General features: G+C 64.2%; 15 protein-coding genes. 8 read left to right on the top strand and 7 right to left on the bottom strand.

The features are described 5' to 3' along the window. Nucleotides 1–47 precede the first annotated feature (47 nt). Nucleotides 48–1,718: a fatty acid CoA ligase family protein gene (locus R6G97_RS07000; protein WP_043214477.1), complete on the top strand. Its 1,671-nt coding sequence runs from the start codon at nt 48–50 to the stop codon at nt 1,716–1,718. Between the two features lie 673 nt (nt 1,719–2,391). Here the strand turns inward: R6G97_RS07000 and mobA are convergent. The 3 genes from mobA to R6G97_RS06985 all read right to left on the bottom strand — a co-directional run bounded on the left by mobA (nt 2,392) and on the right by R6G97_RS06985 (nt 7,338). After that, complete coding sequence (mobA, locus tag R6G97_RS06995; protein WP_043215940.1) at nt 2,392–2,967, bottom strand: molybdenum cofactor guanylyltransferase MobA; 576 nt, start codon at nt 2,965–2,967, stop codon at nt 2,392–2,394. 61 nt (nt 2,968–3,028) lie between these two features. Then, nucleotides 3,029–6,151, bottom strand: coding sequence for an efflux RND transporter permease subunit (locus tag R6G97_RS06990; protein WP_317847934.1), 3,123 nt, complete (start codon nt 6,149–6,151; stop codon nt 3,029–3,031). Nucleotides 6,152–6,162: 11 nt separating this feature from the next. Beyond that, nucleotides 6,163–7,338, bottom strand: a complete 1,176-nt coding sequence (locus R6G97_RS06985; RefSeq protein ID WP_317847933.1) for an efflux RND transporter periplasmic adaptor subunit — start codon at nt 7,336–7,338, stop codon at nt 6,163–6,165. Between the two features lie 170 nt (nt 7,339–7,508). Between R6G97_RS06985 and R6G97_RS06980 the strand changes: the two genes are divergently transcribed. Together R6G97_RS06980 and R6G97_RS06975 are read left to right on the top strand one after the other, a co-directional pair. Beyond that, nucleotides 7,509–8,210 carry a response regulator transcription factor gene (locus tag R6G97_RS06980; protein WP_043213365.1) on the top strand — a complete coding sequence of 234 codons (702 nt, stop codon included), beginning with the start codon at nt 7,509–7,511 and terminating at the stop codon, nt 8,208–8,210. A gap of 6 nt (nt 8,211–8,216) precedes the next feature. Then, complete coding sequence (locus R6G97_RS06975) at nt 8,217–9,515, top strand: ATP-binding protein (RefSeq protein ID WP_043213362.1); 1,299 nt, start codon at nt 8,217–8,219, stop codon at nt 9,513–9,515. Nucleotides 9,516–9,584: 69 nt separating this feature from the next. Here R6G97_RS06975 and R6G97_RS06970 read toward each other — a convergent pair whose 3' ends face one another. Then, complete coding sequence (locus R6G97_RS06970) at nt 9,585–10,676, bottom strand: GGDEF domain-containing protein (protein WP_043213361.1); 1,092 nt, start codon at nt 10,674–10,676, stop codon at nt 9,585–9,587. Between the two features lie 411 nt (nt 10,677–11,087). On the opposite strand from R6G97_RS06970, the gene ilvA reads away from it, so the two are divergent. Beyond that, nucleotides 11,088–12,650 carry a threonine ammonia-lyase, biosynthetic gene (ilvA, locus tag R6G97_RS06965; protein WP_102081704.1) on the top strand — a complete coding sequence of 521 codons (1,563 nt, stop codon included), beginning with the start codon at nt 11,088–11,090 and terminating at the stop codon, nt 12,648–12,650. A 178-nt stretch (nt 12,651–12,828) separates the two neighbouring features. Beyond that, nucleotides 12,829–13,977, top strand: a complete 1,149-nt coding sequence (yiaY, locus tag R6G97_RS06960) for an L-threonine dehydrogenase (RefSeq protein ID WP_317847932.1) — start codon at nt 12,829–12,831, stop codon at nt 13,975–13,977. Nucleotides 13,978–14,105: 128 nt separating this feature from the next. Here the strand turns inward: yiaY and R6G97_RS06955 are convergent, their stop codons facing one another. The 3 genes from R6G97_RS06955 to R6G97_RS06945 form a co-directional block, all read right to left on the bottom strand. Next, nucleotides 14,106–15,296: a hypothetical protein gene (locus R6G97_RS06955; RefSeq protein ID WP_090342661.1), complete on the bottom strand. Its 1,191-nt coding sequence runs from the start codon at nt 15,294–15,296 to the stop codon at nt 14,106–14,108. A gap of 61 nt (nt 15,297–15,357) precedes the next feature. Then, complete coding sequence (locus R6G97_RS06950) at nt 15,358–15,825, bottom strand: VOC family protein (RefSeq protein WP_043213352.1); 468 nt, start codon at nt 15,823–15,825, stop codon at nt 15,358–15,360. A 111-nt stretch (nt 15,826–15,936) separates the two neighbouring features. Continuing rightward, on the bottom strand, nt 15,937–17,556 hold the full coding sequence (locus tag R6G97_RS06945; protein ID WP_043213350.1) for an NADP-dependent glyceraldehyde-3-phosphate dehydrogenase: 1,620 nt from the start codon (nt 17,554–17,556) through the stop codon (nt 15,937–15,939). Nucleotides 17,557–17,697: 141 nt separating this feature from the next. On the opposite strand from R6G97_RS06945, the gene R6G97_RS06940 reads away from it, so the two are divergent. From R6G97_RS06940 to R6G97_RS06930, 3 genes are all read left to right on the top strand, one after another. Next, nucleotides 17,698–19,941 carry a putative bifunctional diguanylate cyclase/phosphodiesterase gene (locus tag R6G97_RS06940; RefSeq protein WP_043213347.1) on the top strand — a complete coding sequence of 748 codons (2,244 nt, stop codon included), beginning with the start codon at nt 17,698–17,700 and terminating at the stop codon, nt 19,939–19,941. A gap of 101 nt (nt 19,942–20,042) precedes the next feature. Continuing rightward, complete coding sequence (locus tag R6G97_RS06935; RefSeq protein WP_256664376.1) at nt 20,043–20,177, top strand: hypothetical protein; 135 nt, start codon at nt 20,043–20,045, stop codon at nt 20,175–20,177. A 27-nt stretch (nt 20,178–20,204) separates the two neighbouring features. Then, nucleotides 20,205–20,591 (top strand): low affinity iron permease family protein, encoded by a 387-nt coding sequence (locus tag R6G97_RS06930; RefSeq protein WP_043213346.1) that lies wholly within the window; start codon nt 20,205–20,207, stop codon nt 20,589–20,591. Nucleotides 20,592–20,629: the final 38 nt, after the last annotated feature.

The following is a 20,629-nucleotide window of genomic DNA, read 5'->3' as shown; positions in this document are numbered from 1 at the left end:
CCGCGAGGAGGCCGATCGGTAAACGCCAGAACAACAAGAGAACCCCCATGCCTGAGCCAAGCTACTCCCAGGGCAGCCCGGACAAGGCCTTGCTCACTCACTGTATCGGCGATGCCTTCGACGCCACCGTCGCGCGCTTCCCTGATCGCGACGCCCTGATCGTCCGTCACCAAGGGCTGCGCTACACCTGGCGCGAGCTGGCCGAGGCCGTCGACCGCCATGCTCGTGCATTGATGGCCCTGGGTGTACAGGCCGGCGATCGTCTGGGCATCTGGGCACCGAACTGCGCCCAGTGGTGCATCACCCAGTTCGCCAGCGCCAAAGTCGGGGCCATCCTGGTCAACATCAATCCGGCGTATCGCAGCAGCGAACTGGACTATGCGCTGGGGCAGGCTGGTTGCCGCTGGGTGATCTGCGCAGGTGCCTTCAAGACCTCCGACTACCACGCCATGCTGCTGAGCCTGGTGCCGGGGCTGCAGGGCAGCCGCCCAGGTGAGCTGCACTGCGAACGGTTGCCTGAGTTGCGCGGGGTCATCAGCCTGGCCAAGGAACCCCCGGCGGGCTTTCTCGCCTGGGATGATTTGCAGGCACGTGCCGATGAGGTCAGCGCACAGGCGTTGGCCGAGCGCCAGGCGCAGTTGCAGCCAAACGATCCGATCAACATCCAGTACACCTCGGGCACCACCGGTTTTCCCAAAGGGGCGACCCTGAGCCACCAGAACATTCTCAACAACGGCTACATGGTCGGCGAAAGCCTGGGCCTGACCGAGCACGACCGCCTGGTGGTGCCGGTGCCGCTGTATCACTGTTTCGGCATGGTCATGGCCAACCTGGGCTGCCTCACCCACGGTAGCACCCTGATCTACCCCAACGACGCCTTCGACCCGCTGGCCACCCTGCGCGCGGTGGCCGAGGAACATGCCACCGCGCTCTATGGGGTGCCGACGATGTTCATCGCCGAGCTCGATCATCCTCAGCGCGGTGAATTCGACCTCTCCAGCCTGCGCACCGGCATCATGGCGGGCGCCACCTGCCCGATCGAGGTGATGCGCCGGGTGATCGACGAGATGCACATGGCCGAGGTGCAGATCGCCTATGGCATGACCGAGACCAGCCCGGTGTCGCTGCAGACCGGCCCGGACGATGAGCTGGAACTGCGCGTGACCACGGTGGGCCGTACCCAGCCTCGGCTGGAAAACAAGATCATCGACGCCGAAGGTGCCACCGTGCCCCGAGGGCAGATCGGCGAGCTGTGCACCCGCGGCTACAGCGTGATGCTCGGTTACTGGAACAACCCCAAGGCCACCGCCGAGAGCATCGACGCCGAGGGCTGGATGCACACCGGTGACCTGGCGGTAATGGACGAGCATGGGTATGTGCGCATCGTCGGGCGCAGCAAGGACATGATCATTCGTGGCGGCGAAAACATTTATCCGCGTGAGTTGGAGGAGTTCTTCTTCACCCATCCGGCGGTGGCCGATGTGCAGGTGATCGGTATTCCGTGCAGCAAGTATGGCGAGGAGATCGTGGCCTGGATTCGCTTGCATCCTGGGCATGTCGCCAGCGAAGAGGAACTGCGCGAGTGGGCCAAGGCCCGCATCGCGCACTTCAAGGTGCCGCGTTACTTCCGCTTCGTGGAGGAGTTTCCGATGACGGTGACGGGGAAGGTGCAGAAGTTTCGGATGCGGGAGATCAGTATCGAGGCGTTGAAAGGGTAGGTTTGGGTTTTTTTGGTTGTGTCCATTTTTTTGTGGTGGCACGGCTGACGCTTTCCGCCTTTACTGCGGGTTACTTTGGTCTTGGCCAAAGTAACCAAAGCCGTTGGCTCCCCCATACGGCCCCTGCGCTGCGCGCCAACCCCTCCAGACACCTCCACTTGGCCTTCTGAGGTCGCGATTGGTGGTGCCTGGGCTGGCGTGTAGCACGTATGCGTACGGTCGGGGATGGCGTCTGTTTTTGGGAGGAGACGGGGGCAGAAGTTTCGCAGGCGTTGAGAGGGGGGAGGTTGGGTTTTTGGGGTTTTGGTTGTATCCATTGTTTTGGTGGTGGCGCCACTGGCGCTTTCCGCCTTTACGGCGGGTTACTTTGGTCTTGGCCAAAGTAACCAAAGCCGTTGGCTCCCCCATACGGCCCCTGCGCTGCGCTCCGGGGTTCCCTGCGCTCCGGTGCCTTGCGGGGCTTCGCGGCCTCCGGCTTGCTGCGCAAGCCTCCATCTCGCGACTTCGGCTGCGCCGAAGGGCGCTGCGCGCCAACCCCTCCAGACACCTCCACTTGGCCTTCTGAGGTCGCGATTGGTGGTGTCTGGGCTGGCGTGTAGTAAGTATCCGTACGGTCGGGGATGGCGCCTGGGGGTACTGGCCAGGCCTGCTATGGGCCGCGCAGCGGCCTTGGTCACTGTTCGAGCCACTGGGGGCTGTTGAAGTTGCTCAGCCGACTATCTGTCTCGGTACATTCCAGCCCTTGCACGGACGTGCGCAACAGGGCCTTCTGCAAGCTCCGTTCGCCAGTGCTCCAGGCCTGTTCCAGCAGCGGCAATACCTTGCGTGGCAACACACTGAACATCGGCTGCCAGAACCCACCTTGGCGCACCATGGCCGGGCTGTCGTGCTCGACTGCCAGGCGCAGCAGGTCGGTGACCAACGCTTGATCCAGGCGTGGGGCATCGCACGCCAGCACCACCACCCAGTCATGCCGTGCTGCCGCGAGCCCGGCGATCACGCCGGCCAGCGGGCCGGGGAAGTCCGCCTCGGCGTCGGACACCAACTGATCGGCATAGGCCCGGTATGCCTCGTGGTTGCGGTTGCACGAGATCACCACATCGTCACTCAGCGGCCGTACCACCCGCTGCACATGGGCCACCAGCGGCTCGCCGTGCCAGGGCACCAGGCCTTTGTCGCGGCCGCCCATGCGCTGGCCGCGGCCGCCGGCAAGAATGAGAACGGAACAAGGGGGCAGGGGAGCAGACATGAAAAAGGGTTCCAGGCAGTCATTGCCCGGAACCCTCCCATGTCACGCAGGTGTTGTCCAGTCAGGCTTCGTGGGGCTGCGCCTGGCTGTCCTTGGCCTGGCGTCGCCCGGCCAGGCGCATCACCACCACGAAGAACACCGGCACGAACACCACCGCCAGGGTGGCGCTGAGCATGCCGCCGATCACGCCGGTGCCGATGGCTTGTTGGCTCGCCGAACTTGCGCCTGTGGCGATGGCCAGGGGCACCACGCCGAGGATGAACGCCAGCGAGGTCATCACGATTGGCCGCAAGCGCAGACGCGCGGCCTGCACCGCGGCGCTGACCGGGTCTTGGCCCTGGTCCACCAGGCTTTTGGCGAACTCGATGATCAGGATGGCGTTCTTCGCCGACAGGCCGATCAGGGTGATCAGGCCGACCTTGAAGAACACATCGTTGGGCATGCCGCGCAAGGTCACCGCCAGCACGGCGCCGAGCACGCCCAGCGGGACCACCAGCAACACTGCGGTGGGGATCGACCAGCTCTCGTACAGCGCCGCCAGGCACAGGAACACCACCAGCAGCGACAACGCCATCAGCAGCGGCGCCTGGCTGCCGGACAACCGCTCCTGCAGCGATAGGCCCGTCCACTCAAGGCCTGCGCCGGCCGGCAACTGGTCGACCAGGCGCTGGATTTCGGTCATGGCCTCGCCGGAGCTGTAGCCAGCGGCGGGCTCACCGGAGATGGACACCGCCGGGTAGCCGTTGTAGCGGGTCAACTGCACCGGGCCACTGACCCACTTGGCCTGCACGAACGCCCCCAGAGGCACCATCTTGCCGCTGCTGTTGCGCACGTGAATCTTGAGCAGATCTTCCACCTGACTGCGTTGATCGCCTTCGGCCTGCACCACCACCCGCTGCATGCGGCCCTGGTTGGGGAAGTCGTTGACGTAGTTCGAGCCCACGGCCGTGTCGAGCACCGCGCCGATGTCGGCGAACGACACGCCCAACACGTTGGCCTGGCGTCGGTCGATCTCCAGCTGGACCTGCGGGCTCTCGGCCAGCGAGGCTTCGCGCACGTTGGTCAGCACTTTGCTCTTGCGGGCCTCGTCCAGCAATTGGTCTCGGGCTGCCATCAACGCCTCGTGGCCCATGCCGCCGCGGTCCTGCAAGCGGAACTCGAAGCCGGTGGACTCACCCAGCCCGTCGATGGGTGGTGGCAGCACGGAATACGCCACCGCGTCCTTGAGCTGGGCAAAGGCCTCGGTTGCGCGGTCGGCGATCGATTGGGCGCTGTCCTTGGCACCGCGCTCGGACCAGTCCTTGAGCGTGGTGAATGCCAGTGCGGCGTTCTGCCCGCTGCCCGAGAAGCTGAAGCCCAGGATCAGCGTGGTGTTGCCCACGCCAGGCTCGCCGGCGTTGTGCGCCTCGATCTGCGCGGCCACCTGCTCGGTGCGCATGCGACTGGCACCTGGCGGCAACTGGATGTCGGTGATGGTGTAGCCCTGGTCCTCGGTTGGCAGGAAGGCGCTCGGCAGTTGGCTGAAGCCATAGCCGAGCACCGCCAGCAGTACGCCGTAGACCAACAGGTAGCGGCCGCTGCGCTTGAGGGCATGCATCACCCAGTGTTGATAGCCTTCGCTCATGCGTTCGAAGCGACGGTTGAACCAGCCGAAGAAGCCCTTGCGCTCGTGGTGCTCGCCTTTGGCCAAGGGCTTGAGCAGGGTCGCGCACAGGGCCGGGGTCAGGCTCAGGGCCAGGAACGCCGAGAACAGGATCGATACCGCCATCGACACCGAGAACTGCTGGTAGATCACCCCCACCGAGCCCTTCATGAAGGCCATCGGCAGGAACACCGCCACCAGCACCAGGGTGATGCCGACGATGGCGCCGCTGATCTGGCCCATGGCCTTGCGCGTGGCCTGCTTGGGCGAGAGGCCTTCCTCGGCCATGATCCGTTCGACGTTCTCCACCACCACGATGGCATCGTCCACCAGAATGCCGATGGCCAGGACCATGCCGAACAACGTCAGCACGTTCACCGAAAAGCCCATTGCGAGCATCGTGGCGAAGGTTCCCATCAGCGCCACGGGCACCACCAAGGTCGGAATCAGCGTGTAGCGGATGTTCTGCAGGAACAGGAACATCACCAGGAACACCAGCAGCATGGCCTCGAACAGGGTGCTGATCACTTGCTGGATCGACACCTTGACGAAGGGTGAGGTGTCGTAGGGGATGTCATAGCGCACGCCCTCGGGGAAGTAACGTGCCAGCTCTTCCATCTTGGCCCGCACCAGGGTCGCGGTCTCCATGGCGTTGGCGCCCGGTGAGAGCTGGACGCTGAAGGCGGTGGACGGTTTGCCGTTGAGGCGTGTGCCGTACTGGTATTCCTGGGCGCCGATCTCCACCCGGGCGACATCGCCGATGGTCACCGTGGAGCCGTCGGGGTTGGCGCGCAGGACAATGGCGGCAAATTCCTCGGGTGTGCCCAACTGGCCCTTGACCACCACGTTGGCGGTGATTTCCTGAGTGCCGCGCCCCGGCAGATCGCCGATGCTGCCGGGGGCGACCTGGGCGTTCTGCGCGGCAATGGCGTCGGCCACGTCATTGGGCGTGAGGTTGAAACCGATCAGCTTCTGCGGGTCGATCCAGATCCGCATGGCTCGCTCCGAGCCATACAGCTGGGCCTTGCCCACGCCCTTGAGGCGGCGGATCTCGTTCATCACGTTGCGCGCGAGGATATCGGAGAGGGCGGTCTCATCGAGGCTGCCGTCCTCGGAAGTGAGGGTGGCCAGCAGCAAAAAGCCCGTGGAGACCTTCTCCACTTGCAGGCCCTGCTGCGTCACCGGGCGTGGCAGGCGTGACTCGACCACCTTAAGGCGGTTCTGCACGTCCACCTGGGCCAGGTCCGGGTGGGTGCCCGGCTCGAAGGTGGCAGTGATGGTGGCGCTACCCAGGCTGCTCTGGGACTCGAAGTACAACAGGTTGTCGGCGCCGTTGAGCTCCTGCTCGATCAGGCTGACCACGCTTTCGTCCATGGTCGCCGCCGAGGCGCCCGGGTAGACCGCGTAGATCTCCACCTGTGGCGGCGCCACGTTGGGGTATTGGGCCACCGGCAACTGAGGCAGGGCCAGGGCGCCGGCAAGCAGGATGAACAGCGCGACCACCCAGGCGAACACCGGGCGGTCGATGAAGAACTGCGGCATGAATCAGGCCCTCACTGGCCAGTGTGCTGAACGATGGGCAGGGCATCTGGGGCAGTGTCGACCTGGACCTGGTCGCCTGCCTTGACGTGTTGCAGGCCTTCGATCACCACGCGCTCGCCTGCGGCCAGCCCTTGGGTGACGATCCAGCGATCGCCCTGGGCGTTGCCCAGTACCACCTGGCGTTCGCTGATGCGCGCCTGCTCATCGACCACCAGCACCTTGGGCACACCGGCGCTGTCGCGCAGGATCGCGCGCTGCGGCACGCTGATGCCCTTCGGTTGCACGGCCTGGTCCAGGCGCACGCGCACATAGCTACCCGGCAGCAGGTCGAGGTCCGGGTTGGGGAACTCGCTGCGCAGGGTGATCTGGTTGGTGCTCGGGTCGACGCTGATGTCTGAGAACAGCAGCTTGCCCGGCAGCGGATAGGCCGTGCCGTCGTCCTGGATCAAGGTCGCCCTGGCCTGGCCTTCGCCGACCTGCTGCAACTCGCCGGCGCGCATGGCCCGGCGAAGGGTGTTGAGCTCGCGGGTCGACTGGGTGACGTCGGCGTGGATCGGGTCCAACTGCTGGATGGTCGCCAGCGGTGTGGTTTCGTTCTGGCCCACCAATGCGCCCTCGGTGACCAGGGCCCGGCCGATGCGTCCGGAAATCGGCGCGGTGACCGTAGCGTAGCCCAGGTTCAGGCGGGCACGTTCCAGGGCTGCCTTGGCCTCGGCCACGACAGCGCCGGCCTGGAGGAAGGCGGCGCGGGCATTGTCGTACTCCTGGCGGCTGACTGCCTTGTCGTCCACCAGCTCGCGGTAACGCTGCTCTTGCAGGCGCGCCTGGTACAGGTTGGCCTCGGCTTTGGCCAGGGTGGCGCGGGCGGCGTCGTGGTCGGCCTCGAACGGCGCAGGATCGATCAAGAACAGGACATCGCCCTGTTTGACGTCGCTGCCTTCGCGGTACACGCGCTTGAGCACCACGCCGCTGACCCGTGCGCGGACCTCGGCGGTGCGTGGCGCGAGGATGCGACCGCTGAGCTCAGTGCTGATGGCCAGGGGCTGAACCTGCACGGTTTCGACCCGGACCTGGGGCGGGGGTGTCTGTGCGTCCTGCTCGGCGGCGTCGTCGCAGCCGGCCAACGACAGGGTCAGCAGCGCCAGAAGCGCCAGGGGGCGCAGACGAAAAGGGAAAGAAATTGACATGCGGATCTTCCGAAAATGACCGAGCCTATGCTAAGGCAGCCGCTCCTGCGTTGGCTGTGAAGCTATGTAGGGCGAATGTGAAAAAGTGTAAGAATTCTCATTGACGGCCATGGGATTCTATATCCTGCAGCGCGTCAATCCTCTTCATTCACCCGTTCTTCTCACCGCCTATGCCGAATATTCTCCTGGTCGAAGACGACAGTGCCTTGTCCGAACTGATCGCCAGCTACTTGCAACGAAACGATTTTCACGTCCGGGTGATTGCCCGAGGCGACCACGTGCTGGAAGAGTTCCGCCGGCAAAAGCCCGATCTGGTGGTGCTTGACCTGATGTTGCCGGGTCTGGATGGCCTGCAGGTATGCCGCTTGCTGCGTCAGGAGTCGCAATCCCTGCCGATCCTCATGCTCACTGCCCGCGATGACAGCCACGACCAGGTGTTGGGGCTGGAGATGGGCGCCGACGATTACGTCACCAAGCCGTGTGAGCCGCGCGTGCTGCTGGCACGGGTACGCACTTTGCTGCGTCGCAGCACGGTCAACGAACCTCGCCTGGACAGTGACCTGATCCAGGTCGGGGGCTTGCGCATCGACCTGGCCGAGCGTGTCGTCACCTGGCGCGGCGACGAGGTGGAGCTGTCCAGCAGCGAGTACAACCTGTTGGTGGTGCTGGCCCGCAATGCCGGCGAGGTGCTCAGCCGCGACCGCATTCTCCAGCAATTGCGCGGCATCGAGTTCAACGGCACCGACCGCTCGGTGGACGTGGCCATCTCCAAGCTGCGGCGCAAGTTCGATGACCACGCCGGTGAGGCGCGCAAGATCAAGACTGTGTGGGGCAAGGGTTATCTGTTCAGCCGGGTCGAGTGGGAGTACTGACACGCCATGCTGAAGATTCTGGTGCGCCTGTATCTGGTGATCATCGCCGCCTACGCCGGCGCCCTGCTGTTCATCCCCGACACCATCGTCGGCCTGTTCCATGACCGCTTCATGGCCTACAACCTGGAGCAGGCCAAGGGCGTGCAATCGCTGCTGGTGCGCCAGTTCCAGCAAACCCCGCGCGAGCAGTGGCCGCAGGTGGAGCGGCAATTGGCGCAGAGCTTCGCGCCACTGGAAATCAAATTGCTGCGCATGGACCAGGCCGAACTGACGGCGCCGGAGCGCGCGCGCCTGACGCAAGGCCAGAACGTGGTGCGTATCGCCGACTGGGGCTACTACGACACCGCCCTGGCGCCGTTGGACCAGGACTGGCTGGTGAGCCTGTACACCCCACCGGACCCGTTGGACATCAACCTGTTGTCCTGGGGAGTCACGGTGCTGATCGGCGCCGCCATGCTCGGTTGCCTGCTGCTGTGGGTGTGGCCGCACTGGCGTGACCTGGAACGCCTGAAGGAAACCGCCCGGCGTCTGGGCCAGGGGCAGATGGCCGAAAGGACACATATTTCACCACGCTCGAACATCGGCGAGCTGGCCGGGGTGTTCGACACCATGGCCAGCGACCTGGAGCGGCATGTCAATCAGCAGCGCGAGCTGCTCAATGCGGTGTCCCACGAGTTGCGCACACCGCTGACTCGGCTGGATTTCGGCCTGGTGCTGTTGTTCGATGAGGTGCCACCACCATGCCGCAAGCGCCTGCTGGAACTGGTCGGGCACGTGCGTGAACTCGATGAGCTGGTGCTGGAGCTGCTGTCCTACAGCCGCCTGCAGAACGCCGACCAGGCCCGCGAGCGGGTCGAGGTGTCATTGCTGGAGCTGGTCGACAGCGTGCTCGGCGGGTTCGCCGAAGAGCTCGACGGGCGGGGCATTCAGTGGGAAGTGCGGGCCGAGACCCGGTTGCCGCGTTTCGTGCTCGACCCCCGTCTGACCGCGCGCGCCGTGCAGAACCTGGTGCGCAATGCCATGCGCTATTGCGACGAGAGCCTGCTGCTGCGCCTGCGCGCGGAAGAAGACGGCGCGTGCCTGGTGACCGTGGAAGACGACGGCATCGGCATTCCTCCCGAGGAACGCGAGCGGATCTTCCAGCCGTTCTACCGGCTGGACCGTAGCCGGGACCGCAGTACCGGTGGTTTCGGGCTGGGGCTTGCCATCAGCCGGCGGGCCATCGAGGGGCAGGGCGGGACACTGACCGTGGCCCAGTCGGCGCTTGGTGGCGCGCAGTTCAGGATTCGTCTGCCGGCAGGTTAGAGAACGGCCAGGTTGTTCCGACACCAAGGTGCGTTCTTGGCGGGTAAATCGGAGTGCGCAACCCAGCCACTAGGCACCTTTTGCCAGTTGCGCCGACCAGCAGACGAACCGGTCCTTGCCACTGTGCTTGGCTTCGTACAGCGCCTGGTCGGCCCGCACCAGCGCCATGCTCAGGGTGTCACCCTGCTCGACGCGGGTCAGGCCGATGCTGATGGTCACCGGGTGCGCGTTCAGGTCTTCGCGCACCCGCTGACACAGCGCTCCCACTTGCCGCTCGGCACCTTGCTGATCCAGCCCTTGGAAATAGATGGCGAACTCTTCGCCGCCCAGGCGTGCATAGGCATAGCTGGCCATGCTCGCCTTGATGTGCGCGGCCACACGCTTGAGCACCTCATCACCGATGTCATGGCCGAAGCGGTCGTTGACCCGCTTGAAATTATCGATGTCGATCATCGCCAGGTACTGCCCGGATGGGGCCTGTTGCAACTGCTGTTCGGCCTTGAGCATGAACGACCGGCGGTTTGGGATTTCAGTCAGGGCATCGATGTAGGCCTGCTCCATCAGGACCTTGGATAGGTAGAAGTTGTGCAGCTTGGCTTGGCGCATCCGCAAATAGGCGTAGATCACCAGCCCGCAAAGAAATACCGCATAGCTCGTCAACATCGCACCTTCGAGTTCGAGAAACTCGATACGCGTGTGCTGGAAAGGATTGAGCACCAGCCAAGTGATGGCCATGGCACAGAAGAACGACCAACGCTGTACCGGCAGCACCGAAACGCTGTAGAGCACCGTCGACACCCCCAACACCAGCCACACGGGGCGCAGGGCAATGGGAATGCCGTCTATCACCAGGCGCATGCCCAGGGTGATGGTCGCGATGAACATCAGGTTGAGTACGTCGAAATGCTGGCTTTTGCGGATAAACCCAAGCACGACCGTGATGGCGCACAGTGCAGCGAGAAACACCATCGATCGCCAGGTGAATTCCTGATCGCCCAGGTAGCTGACGATCAGGTCGAAGATCAGCCAAATGACGATGCTGACGCTGAATATCAGCAGGCAGAACCGGCGCATGGCCTCGAATTCGTGCTGGCGGAATTCGGCGCGCAGCGCAGCGGGGGCCACCTGCTTGCGCAACTGGTCTTCGATGGTCTTGAACAAGCTGGACGGGAACTCCTTGAAGTTCTCTGGTGTTTGATTGGCGCTGTGCTGCAGCGGATGTCTCCGCCCTCAGAGAGTCAAGCCCAGACTGCTCAACTGGTCCAGCCAAGTGCTGGCGTCCCGTCGGGCGAACGTCTGCTACTGCTACCGCGGCGTCGACTGCCGCTCGCCAAGCGCTAGATTGACGCGCATAAAGGCCTGGCGGGGAATTTACCTGAAAGAGGAGGTGTTGACTTCCTACGGGGTGGCGAGCTAATTTCCCAACCCATGAACCCATACCTGCAGCGTCGCGCCATTATTATTACCGCCATTATCGGATTGGCGGGCTAGCGCGTACGTGCACCGAACCCGCCCTGGAGGCGGGTTTTTTCTTTCCGACTCCTGGGCCCTCGAAAACACCAGGAGTCATCGATGACCAACCTCAGCGTCAGCCCTCGTAACACCGCCTCGCCCGCGCAGCTGCTTTCAGAGCAGGTGCGCCGCATTCTTAGCGCCCCGGTGTACGACCTGGCCATCGAGACACCCCTGCAACTGGCACCCGCGCTGTCGGCCACCTTGGGCAACCAAGTGCTGCTCAAACGCGAAGACCTGCAACCGACGTTTTCTTTCAAGATTCGCGGCGCCTATACCCGTTTGTCGCGCCTGACCCCGGCCCAGCGCGAGCGCGGCGTGATCACGGCTTCGGCGGGCAACCATGCCCAAGGCGTGGCGCTGGCCGCCTCGCGGCTGGGCATGCGGGCGACCATCGTCATGCCGACCACCACCCCGGAACTCAAGGTGCAAGGAGTGCGCTCGCGTGGGGGGCACGTGGTACTGCATGGCGAAAGCTTCCCCCATGCCCTGGCCCATGCCCTGCAACTGGCCGACAGCGACGGCGCGACCTTCGTGCCGCCGTTCGATGACCCGGACGTGATCGCCGGCCAAGGCACCGTGGCGATGGAAATCCTGCGTCAGCAACCCGGCGCCCTGGACGCGATCTTTGTGCCGGTGGGGGGCGGTGGCCTGGTGGCGGGCATCGCGGCGTACGTCAAGTACCTGCGCCCGCAGGTCAAGGTGATCGGGGTGGAGCCAGAGGATTCCAATTGCCTGCAGGCTGCCCTGGCGGCGGGCGAGCGGGTGATCCTGCCCCAGGTCGGTACGTTCGCCGACGGCGTGGCAGTGGCGCAGGTCGGTGCCCATTGCTTCGAGTTGTGCCGCCATTTTGTCGATGAGGTGGTGACGGTCAGCAGCGACGAGTTGTGCGCGGCCATCAAGGACATCTACGACGACACCCGCTCGATCACCGAGCCCTCCGGTGCCCTGGCGGTGGCCGGGATCAAGAAGTACGTGGCCCGCGAAGGCGTCCAAGGCCAGACCCTGGTGGCGATCGATTCCGGCGCCAACGTCAATTTCGACCGCCTGCGTCACGTGGCCGAGCGCGCCGAACTGGGTGAGCAGCGCGAGGCGATCATCGCCGTTACCATCCCCGAGCGCCCCGGCAGCTTCCGGGCGTTCTGCCAGGCGCTGGGCAAGCGCCAGATCACCGAATTCAACTACCGCTATTTTCCTGGGAAGGAGGCGCGGCTGTTCGTGGGCGTGCAAACCCACCCCCAGCACGACCCGCGCGAGCACCTGCTGGCCAGCCTGCGCGAACAGGGCTACAACGTGCTGGACCTGACCGACAACGAACTGGCCAAGCTGCACGTGCGCCATACGGTGGGCGGCCATGCTGCGCCAGGGGCGGATGAGCGGGTGCTGCGCTTTGAGTTCCCCGAGCGCCCCGGGGCATTGCTGGGCTTTCTCGAGCGCTTGGGCAAGCGCTGGAACATCAGCCTGTTCCACTACCGCAACCACGGTGCGGCTGAGGCGCGGGTGTTCGCTGCGCTGGAGGTCCCGGGCGATGAGCTGCCAGGCCTGCCCCAGGCCCTGGATGACATGGGCTATCGCTATTGGGATGAAACCGACAACCCGGCGTATCGGTTGTTCCTGGGCTAGGGCAGCGCTCGAGCGCGGATACATTTCGTGCAGAACCTAGCGCGCAGGGACCGCTTTGCGGCCCTTCAGCGTGTCAGCCACGCTGCGTTTGTAGGCGTGGCCTTGCGCTGGATCAACACCCCTCACTGCAATCAGGCAGATCCTCGAAGACAAACAGACTTTTCGCGAGGGTTCGGCCATGAGCAGCACGTTCTTCATTCCCGCCGTCAACATCATGGGTATCGACTGCCTGGAGGAGGCGATGGTCGCCATCGCAGGTTTCGGCCTGCGCAAGGCACTGATCGTCACAGACCCTGGGTTGGTCAAGGCCGGGGTCGCCGAGCGTATCGCCGGCATGCTGGCCATGCGCGACATCGATTCGGTGGTGTTCGATGGCGCCAAGCCCAATCCGAGCATCGCCAACGTCGAGGCGGGGCTGGCCTTGCTGCGTCAGGCGCGGTGCGACTGTGTGGTTTCCCTGGGCGGTGGTTCGCCCCACGACTGCGCCAAGGGCATCGCCCTGTGCGCCACCAATGGCGGTCACATCAGTGATTACGAGGGCGTCGACCGTTCCAGCAAGCCGCAGTTGCCGCTGATCGCGATCAATACCACCGCCGGCACCGCCAGCGAGATGACGCGGTTCTGCATCATCACCGACGAGGCGCGGCAGGTGAAAATGGCCATCGTCGACCGCAACGTGACGCCGATCCTGTCGGTCAACGACCCGGCGTTGATGGTCGGCATGCCGCAGAGCCTCACCGCCGCGACCGGCATGGATGCCCTGACCCATGCCATCGAGGCCTATGTGTCCACGGCGGCAACGCCGATTACCGACGCCTGTGCACTCAAGGCCATTACCCTCATCAGCGACAACCTGCGTCAGGCCGTGGCCGATGGTGGCGACCTGAAGGCGCGGGAGAACATGGCCTACGCCCAGTTCCTCGCCGGCATGGCGTTCAACAACGCTTCGCTTGGGTATGTGCATGCCATGGCGCACCAGTTGGGCGGTTTCTATGACCTCCCTCACGGCGTGTGCAATGCGGTGTTGCTGCCCCATGTGCAGCGCTTCAACGCCCAGGTCAGCGCCGCACGGCTGCGTGACGTGGCCAAGGCCATGGGCGTGAAGGTCTGTGCGCTGGATGCCGAGCAGGGCGCTGGCGCGGCGATTTCGGCCATCGAGCATCTGGCGGCGGCGATCGGGATCCCGGCGGGGCTGGCGGAGTTGGGGGCGAAGGTCGAGGATGTGCCGCTGCTGGCGGCCAATGCCCTGAAGGATGCCTGCGGGCTGACCAACCCACGCCCTGCGAGCCAGGCGCAGATCGAGGCGATCTTCAAGGCGGCGTTCTAGGCCAAGTCTTGGGGCGTCTGTACTGACGCTTTGGCGGGTAAACCCGCCCCCACTGGCACCGCGCTGTGCTTCAGGGCAACAGCGAACCTGTGGGAGCGGGTTTACCCGCGAAGAGGGCAGCGCAGGCTTCAGCGCTCGCGCATGAAGAAGCCGGCGACGAACTTGCGGAAGGTCTCAAGGCTCTTGAAGTCGGCGTAGCGCTTGAAGTTCTCGGTGTCTGGCTCAGGTCCGATCGGTTGTTCGAGCAGTGACACCGACAGCACCCGGTCCTGATCCGAGGTCAGCACCAGCTCATCCATCACCTGGCCGCCGATCACCGGCCTGCGCATCAACACCTTGACCCCCTTGCTCGCCATCCAGTCGATCAACGACACCAAGGCTTTGAGCGGCTCGCGCTCTTCGTCGCGGTACACCGGGAACAGGTGCCCACGTGACAGCACCGGGACGCTCGCCACGTGGATCAGCTCGTAGAAATGGCTGCCGGCGGTGGTCGGTGAATAGAGCATCAGTGCCAGCAACGGCCCGCGCGTCTTGCCGCCGTCCCAATACAGGTGGTGGCCCTGGAAGTCGAAGCCGTCCTCGGTGCGGGCGTTGAAGACCTTGCGTCCTTTGATCTGGTCGACACAGTCGAGCAACAACCCATGACGGCGATGATTACCGAAGGCCTTGGCTTCGCGCAGACGGGACTTGAGCATCATCATGTGCTTCATGTCCAGGCGGGTTTCCAAGTAGTTGCTCGCCGGTACACGCTCGACCAGCGGGTATCGGGCAGCCACGCCGCGCAGGTCGGCGAACTGAGCGGTGAGGTCTTTCTTCACATGCGTGGCATAGACGTTGAGCCCGCTGGCTTCCATCCAGGTCAGCAGCACCGAGAGCAAACGCTGCTGTTCGCGACGTTCCGTAGCGGTTCCGGCGCTGGCTGGGCCACCTTCGCTGGCAGCGTGGAAGTCGCCCAGCAGACGCAGTGGAGTATCGGGCGCCAGCCACGCGGCAGGTTGTGCGGCCTGCTCAGTGCGCTCACTGGCTTCGCGCTCGACCTTCGTGAACGGGCAGCCCGGAGCGTGCTCGGGGGTGTCAGGGTTGTTGCGCAGGAACAAGGTGCCGGTACTGCCGTTGAGGGTGATGTTGAGCACCGGCAGGGCATCGCGCCGGCAATCGCAGGCCAACCACTGGTTGGCGCTGCGCACTTTCATCAGCCACTGGTTGGCTTGCAGCAGGCGCGGGCCGGCGAGGGCGCCAGTGGCAAAGCCGACCAACAGTTCCTCTTCGGCCGGGGTCAGGCTGCGCACTTGCGCGGCGGTTTTGTCGATGATTCGCATGAAGCAGCTCCAAGCTACGAGCGACAAGCTTCAAGCAAACGCGCCGCGCATTCAACCGTGCTCAGTTGCCGCCGAACATCTTCGCGGCGCGGGCGCGGATTTCGTCGGGGGTGAGGTCTTCTTTGTGGGTGGAGACGAACCAGATGTTGCCGAACGGGTCTTTCAGACTGCCGCTGCGGTCACCGTAGAACTGGTCCGTCACCGCGTGCAGCTGTGTCGCGCCAGCAGCGAGGGCCTGGGCGAAGACCTTGTCCGAATCCTCCACATACAGATGCAGGCCGACACCGGCGCCGGCGAGCTTCTGGCTGGCGGTCAGGCCGCCTTCCATATCGCAGGGATCGCCGAGCATCAGCGAGGAGTCGCCGATCTTCAGCTCGGCATGGCCGACGCGTCCGCCGGGGGCGTCCAGGCGGAACATTTCGACCGCGCCAAAGGCTTTTTTGTAGAACTCGATGGCCTTGGCGGCGTCGTTGATGGCCAGGTATGGGGTAATACTGTGCTGGCCTTCGGGAATGGGTTTGACTGCCATGTTCGATTCTCCTTCGCGTGAGGGCGCCGGTTGGCGCCCTGTTGCTTAGAGTCGTTTGCGCACAGAGAAAATCGACAGGTCGGTTAGATCGATTTTCTATAAGCGCCGGCGTCAGAAGATGTAATCGGTGGTCAGGAAACTCGACTGACGGTTGCGGATGATCTCGCTGATCAGCTCCTTGTTGGCTTGCTGGAACTTGGTCGCCACCAGTGTTCGGATCGAGAACACGCGCAGTGCGTCATGCACCGACAGGGTGCCTTCGGCGCTGTTCTTGCGGCCGTTGAACGGGTAGGTGTCTGGCCCGCGTTGGCATTGGGCGTTGAGGTTGATACGCCCGACCTGGTTGGCGAAGGTGTCCACCAGCATGCCGATGGTCTGCGGGTCGTTGCCGAACAGACTCAGCTGCTGGCCGTAGTCGGAGTCGAGCACGTAGTCGATCACCGTTTGCAGGTCGCGGTAGGGCACCACGGGCACCAGGGGGCCGAACTGTTCTTCATGGTAGACGCGCATGTCGGCGCTGACAGGGTAGAGCAAGGCTGGGTAGAAGAACGAGCCGCGGCTGAGCCCACCCCCTTCGTTGAGTACCCGCGCACCCTTGGCGGTGGCATCGGCCACTAGACCGTCCAGGTAGTCAATCTTGCCCGGCTCAGGCAGCGGCGTGAGGGCCACGCCTGGCTCCCACGGCATGCCGGGCTTGAGCGCAGCGAGCTTGCGCTGGAACTTGTCCAGGAACGGCTCGACCACGTCTTCATGGACGAACAGGATCTTCAGGGCCGTGCAGCGCTGGCCGTTGAACGACAGGGCGCCGGTCACGGCCTCTTCGACGGCGTTGTCCAAGTCCACCTGGGGCAGGACGATGCCGGGGTTCTTGGCGTCAAGGCCCAGGGCTGCGCGCAGCCGATGCGGGCGTGGGTGTAGCTTCTTGAGGTCGCTGGCGGCTTTGTGGGTGCCGATGAAGGCGAACACGTCGATCTTGCCGCTGGCCATCAGGGCGCTGACCGTCTCGCGGCCACGGCCATAGATCACGTTGATCACCCCCGGCGGGAAGCTGTCGCGAAATGCCTCCAGCAGTGGGCGGATCAGCAGTACGCCGAACTTGGCCGGCTTGAACACGACGGTATTGCCCATGATCAACGCCGGAATCAGCGTGGTGAAGGTCTCGTTGAGCGGGTAGTTGTAGGGGCCCATGCACAGCGCGACGCCCAGCGGTGCGCGGCGGATCTGGCCGAGGGTGCCTTGCTCGAGCTCGAAGCGGCTGGAGCGCCGGTCCAGGTCTTTGAGGGCGTTGATGGTGTCGACGATGTAGTCACAGGTGCGGTCGAATTCCTTTTCCGAATCCTTGAGGTTCTTGCCGATCTCCCACATCAGCAGCTTGACCACCGCCGTGCGCTGCTCGCGCATGCGCGCCAGGAAGGCTTCGACATGCTGGATACGCTCGGCCACGCGCAGGGTCGGCCAGGTGCCTCGCCCTTTATCGTAGGCCTGTACGGCGGCGTCCAGAGCGGTGAGGGCGGTGTCGGCATCGAGCAGCGGCGCACTGCCGAGGATCACCTGGCGTTCCTCGTCGCCTTCCTTTAGCCAGACCGGGCTGCGCACCGTGGCCAATGGGCCGTCCCAGCGGCGCAGTTGGCCGCCGACCAGGTAGTCGCGTTGCTCCAGCGGGGCGCCCAGGCGCCAGGCTTCGGGAATGTCGTCGGCAGCAGGAAACAGCGAATCGAGCAAAGGATCCATGGGTACGGCACCTCACGTTGTTTTTGGCTTGGTGAAACGCTTCAGCTGGTGAGCATGCACCCTGTCGTAGAAAAACACCAGTGTGGCTCAAATTTGCTCCCCGCACGCCGATACAGGATCAATCGAACTCGACCGTGGCCCATGAACACTCTTCAGCTCTCCCTCGATGAACCGGCTCCGCCCGCAAAATGCGCGCTGCGGCGCACGCTCCATCGCCTGTTGCCGGTCGGTTTCGCCGTGGTCGGCATCGGCCTGTCGGTGGTACTTGGACACTTGGACAATCAGCGTGAGGAAAGCGAGCAGATCGCCAATATCTCGGCGCGTTTGTCTGGGGTGCGTGGTGCCCTGGAGGCCCAGTTGCGCGCAGCCTTCGGCGAGGCCGAGGGCATTGCGCAACTGATCGCCACCGATGGCCGCATCAGCGAGGCGCATTTTCAAGGCATGGCCTTCGATGCCCTCGAGTCGGTGCCCTACATGCATCACATCGCCCTGGCTCCGGATGATGTGATCACTGATGTCTACCCGCGTGAAGGTAACCTCGCCATCATTGGGTTGGATTACCGTCGCCTGCCCGACCAGTTCCCCATGCTGCAGTCGGCCCGTGAGCATCGCCAGGCGGTGCTGGCCGGGCCGGTCCAGCTGTTCCAGGGCGGCCGGGCGCTGATCTATCGGCGGCCGGTATTCGTCACGGGCAAGCGAGGGGTGAGGTTCTACTGGGGCAATGTATCGATCGTCGCGGATATCGATCGCTTGCTGTGGGCTGCGGGCCTGCGACCGGACATGGACTTCCAGGTGGCGGTCCGCGGTACGGACGGCAAAGGCGCCGAGGGTGCGATGATCTGGGGTGATCCGCATTTGTTCGATGAGCCGCTGCTCAGCCAGGTGGTGGAGGTGCCCGGCGGCCATTGGCAAATGGTCGCCGCCCCACAGGGCGGATGGCCAGTGCTGGGCTTGTTCACGTCGCCGCTGTTCATGTTTGCCTTGACCTGCACGGGGCTGTTCAGCGTGTTCGTCGCTCAGCTCAACGGCAACCAGCGCCTGCTGAAACAGCGTAACCGCGAGCTGCGACAGTCCCAGGCTCAGCTCGAACGCCTGGCCCATTACGACACCATTACTGGCTTGCCCAACCGTGTCTTGTTTCAACGACAACTCGCCGAGGCGATTGCCCAAGGCCATGGTCTGGCGGTGCTGATGCTCGATATCGATGGCTTCAAGCAGGTCAATGACAGCCTCGGTCATCCGATGGGCGATTTACTGTTGCAACAAGCCACTGCACGTTTTCTGCAGGAACTGCACAGCGCCGATCGGCTCTGCCGTCTGGGCGGTGACGAGTTTGTGTTCATGCTTCAGGGCAGCCAAGGCCAGGTCAATCTCCAGATACAAGCCTTGTTGCGGTGCCTGCAGCGGCCGTTCGACCTCAATGGCAATGCCGCGTTGGTCACCGGCAGCATTGGCGTGGCCCGGTGCCCGCAGCATGGGGAGGACGCCGACAGCCTGCTGCGCCACGCCGACACGGCGATGTACGCGGCCAAGGAGGGCGGGCGTAACGCCTGGCGCCCCTACCAGGCGGAGATGACCGAGCGCCTGCAACAGCGCCTGGAACTGGAGCGCAACCTACGCCGGGCATTGGAATGCGATGAGTTCGAGCTGTGGTACCAGCCCAAGGTGGACCTGTTCAGCGGTCGGCTTGAAGGGGTCGAGGCCCTGTTGCGCTGGCGCGATCCTGACCATGGACTGGTCTCGCCGGGCGAGTTCATCCCCTTGGCCGAGCGCACCGGGCTCATCATCCCCCTCGGTGAGCGGGTGCTGGAACTGGCCTGCGCCCAGCTGGCAGCCTGGCGTGCGGCGGACTGCCTGCCTGGGCCGCTGGCGATCAATGTGGCGGCGTTGCAGATCGAGCGCAGCGACTACGTCGCCAGCTTGGCCACGGCCCTGGCGCGCCACGAACTACCGGCCAGCCTGCTGGAGGTGGAGATCACCGAAAGCCTGCTGATGGAAAGCCAGCAACAGGCCTGTGCGGTGCTGGCGCAATTGCAGGCCATGGGCGTGGTCACGGCGGTGGACGACTTTGGCACGGGCTATTCGTCGTTGGCCTATCTGCGGGCACTGCCGATCGATCACTTGAAGATCGATCGGGCGTTCATCAAGGACCTGCCAGGCGATGATGACGCCGAAGCGGTGGCCCGAGGCATCATCGACCTGGGCCATGCCCTGGGCTTTCGGATCACTGCCGAGGGGATCGAGACCCAGGCGCAGTACGAATTCCTGCGCAACGTTGGCTGCGACCAAGGCCAGGGCTTTTTGCTCGGGCGGCCGATGCCAGCGTCAGTGCTGGAGCGTTGGCTGGCCGACCACCAAACCAAGGGGCGTTCGCTGGGCCTCTGACCGGCTCTGGCGCCATCGTTTTTGAACTTTGCCGCGCTGGGCGATTCCACCGGATGCCGGGGGCGATTTCGTCCGCCCGGCATTGTCAGAGGAGCGGCGCTATGAATACCGATACCGAATTCGACGAACTCAATCAGCTTCCTCAGGCCAGCGAGCGACCCGAGGACGATCCAGAGGTCATGCCCGACGACCCTGACTTGCAGGGCCTGCCAGGCGAGGACAAGCTGCCGGGCTGATGCCGGTAGCAAGGGAGGACCGCCGGCATGAAATTCGACCGTTTCGCCCAATGGCTGGCCAAATGGGCCGGCCGACCGCTGACCTTCGCCATCGCCTTGCTGTTGATCCTGGCCTGGGCCGTGAGCGGGCCGTTGTTCGACTTCAACGACACCTGGCAACTGGTGATCAATACCTCGACCACCATCATCACCTTCCTGATGGTGTTCCTGATCCAGAACACCCAGAACCGCGATAACGACGTCTTGCACATCAAGATCGACGAACTGCTGCGTACTACGCACAAGGCACACAAGGCGCTGCTGGACCTGGAGCACATGGATCCGGCCAAGTTGCACGCCCTGCGCAAGCAGTACCAGCAGATGGGCGAGGGCTGCGACGACTTGCCACCGGCCGCCACCGACGAGTCCGACTGACCGTCTGCCCGCTTCACTGGACTGATTTCGCCAACTTT

This window comes from Pseudomonas sp. HTZ2 (genome assembly GCF_033173945.1).
Lineage (GTDB): Bacteria > Pseudomonadota > Gammaproteobacteria > Pseudomonadales > Pseudomonadaceae > Aquipseudomonas > Aquipseudomonas guariconensis.
The sequence above is the reverse complement of the archived record's forward strand: the minus strand, read 5'-3'. Positions and strand labels throughout refer to the sequence as shown.

What these genes read in the sequence shown, in the direction of transcription:
- R6G97_RS06935 (WP_256664376.1), top strand. Translation starts at nt 20,043, where the DNA reads ATGAATACCGATACCGAATTCGACGAACTCAATCAGCTTCCTCAGGCC.
- R6G97_RS06955 (WP_090342661.1), bottom strand. Translation starts at nt 15,296, where the DNA reads ATGCGAATCATCGACAAAACCGCCGCGCAAGTGCGCAGCCTGACCCCG.
- R6G97_RS07000 (WP_043214477.1), top strand. Translation starts at nt 48, where the DNA reads ATGCCTGAGCCAAGCTACTCCCAGGGCAGCCCGGACAAGGCCTTGCTC.
- R6G97_RS06990 (WP_317847934.1), bottom strand. Translation starts at nt 6,151, where the DNA reads ATGCCGCAGTTCTTCATCGACCGCCCGGTGTTCGCCTGGGTGGTCGCG.
- R6G97_RS06945 (WP_043213350.1), bottom strand. Translation starts at nt 17,556, where the DNA reads ATGGATCCTTTGCTCGATTCGCTGTTTCCTGCTGCCGACGACATTCCC.
- R6G97_RS06940 (WP_043213347.1), top strand. Translation starts at nt 17,698, where the DNA reads ATGAACACTCTTCAGCTCTCCCTCGATGAACCGGCTCCGCCCGCAAAA.
- R6G97_RS06950 (WP_043213352.1), bottom strand. Translation starts at nt 15,825, where the DNA reads ATGGCAGTCAAACCCATTCCCGAAGGCCAGCACAGTATTACCCCATAC.
- R6G97_RS06930 (WP_043213346.1), top strand. Translation starts at nt 20,205, where the DNA reads ATGAAATTCGACCGTTTCGCCCAATGGCTGGCCAAATGGGCCGGCCGA.
- R6G97_RS06980 (WP_043213365.1), top strand. Translation starts at nt 7,509, where the DNA reads ATGCCGAATATTCTCCTGGTCGAAGACGACAGTGCCTTGTCCGAACTG.
- ilvA (WP_102081704.1), top strand. Translation starts at nt 11,088, where the DNA reads ATGACCAACCTCAGCGTCAGCCCTCGTAACACCGCCTCGCCCGCGCAG.
- yiaY (WP_317847932.1), top strand. Translation starts at nt 12,829, where the DNA reads ATGAGCAGCACGTTCTTCATTCCCGCCGTCAACATCATGGGTATCGAC.
- R6G97_RS06985 (WP_317847933.1), bottom strand. Translation starts at nt 7,338, where the DNA reads ATGTCAATTTCTTTCCCTTTTCGTCTGCGCCCCCTGGCGCTTCTGGCG.
- R6G97_RS06975 (WP_043213362.1), top strand. Translation starts at nt 8,217, where the DNA reads ATGCTGAAGATTCTGGTGCGCCTGTATCTGGTGATCATCGCCGCCTAC.
- mobA (WP_043215940.1), bottom strand. Translation starts at nt 2,967, where the DNA reads ATGTCTGCTCCCCTGCCCCCTTGTTCCGTTCTCATTCTTGCCGGCGGC.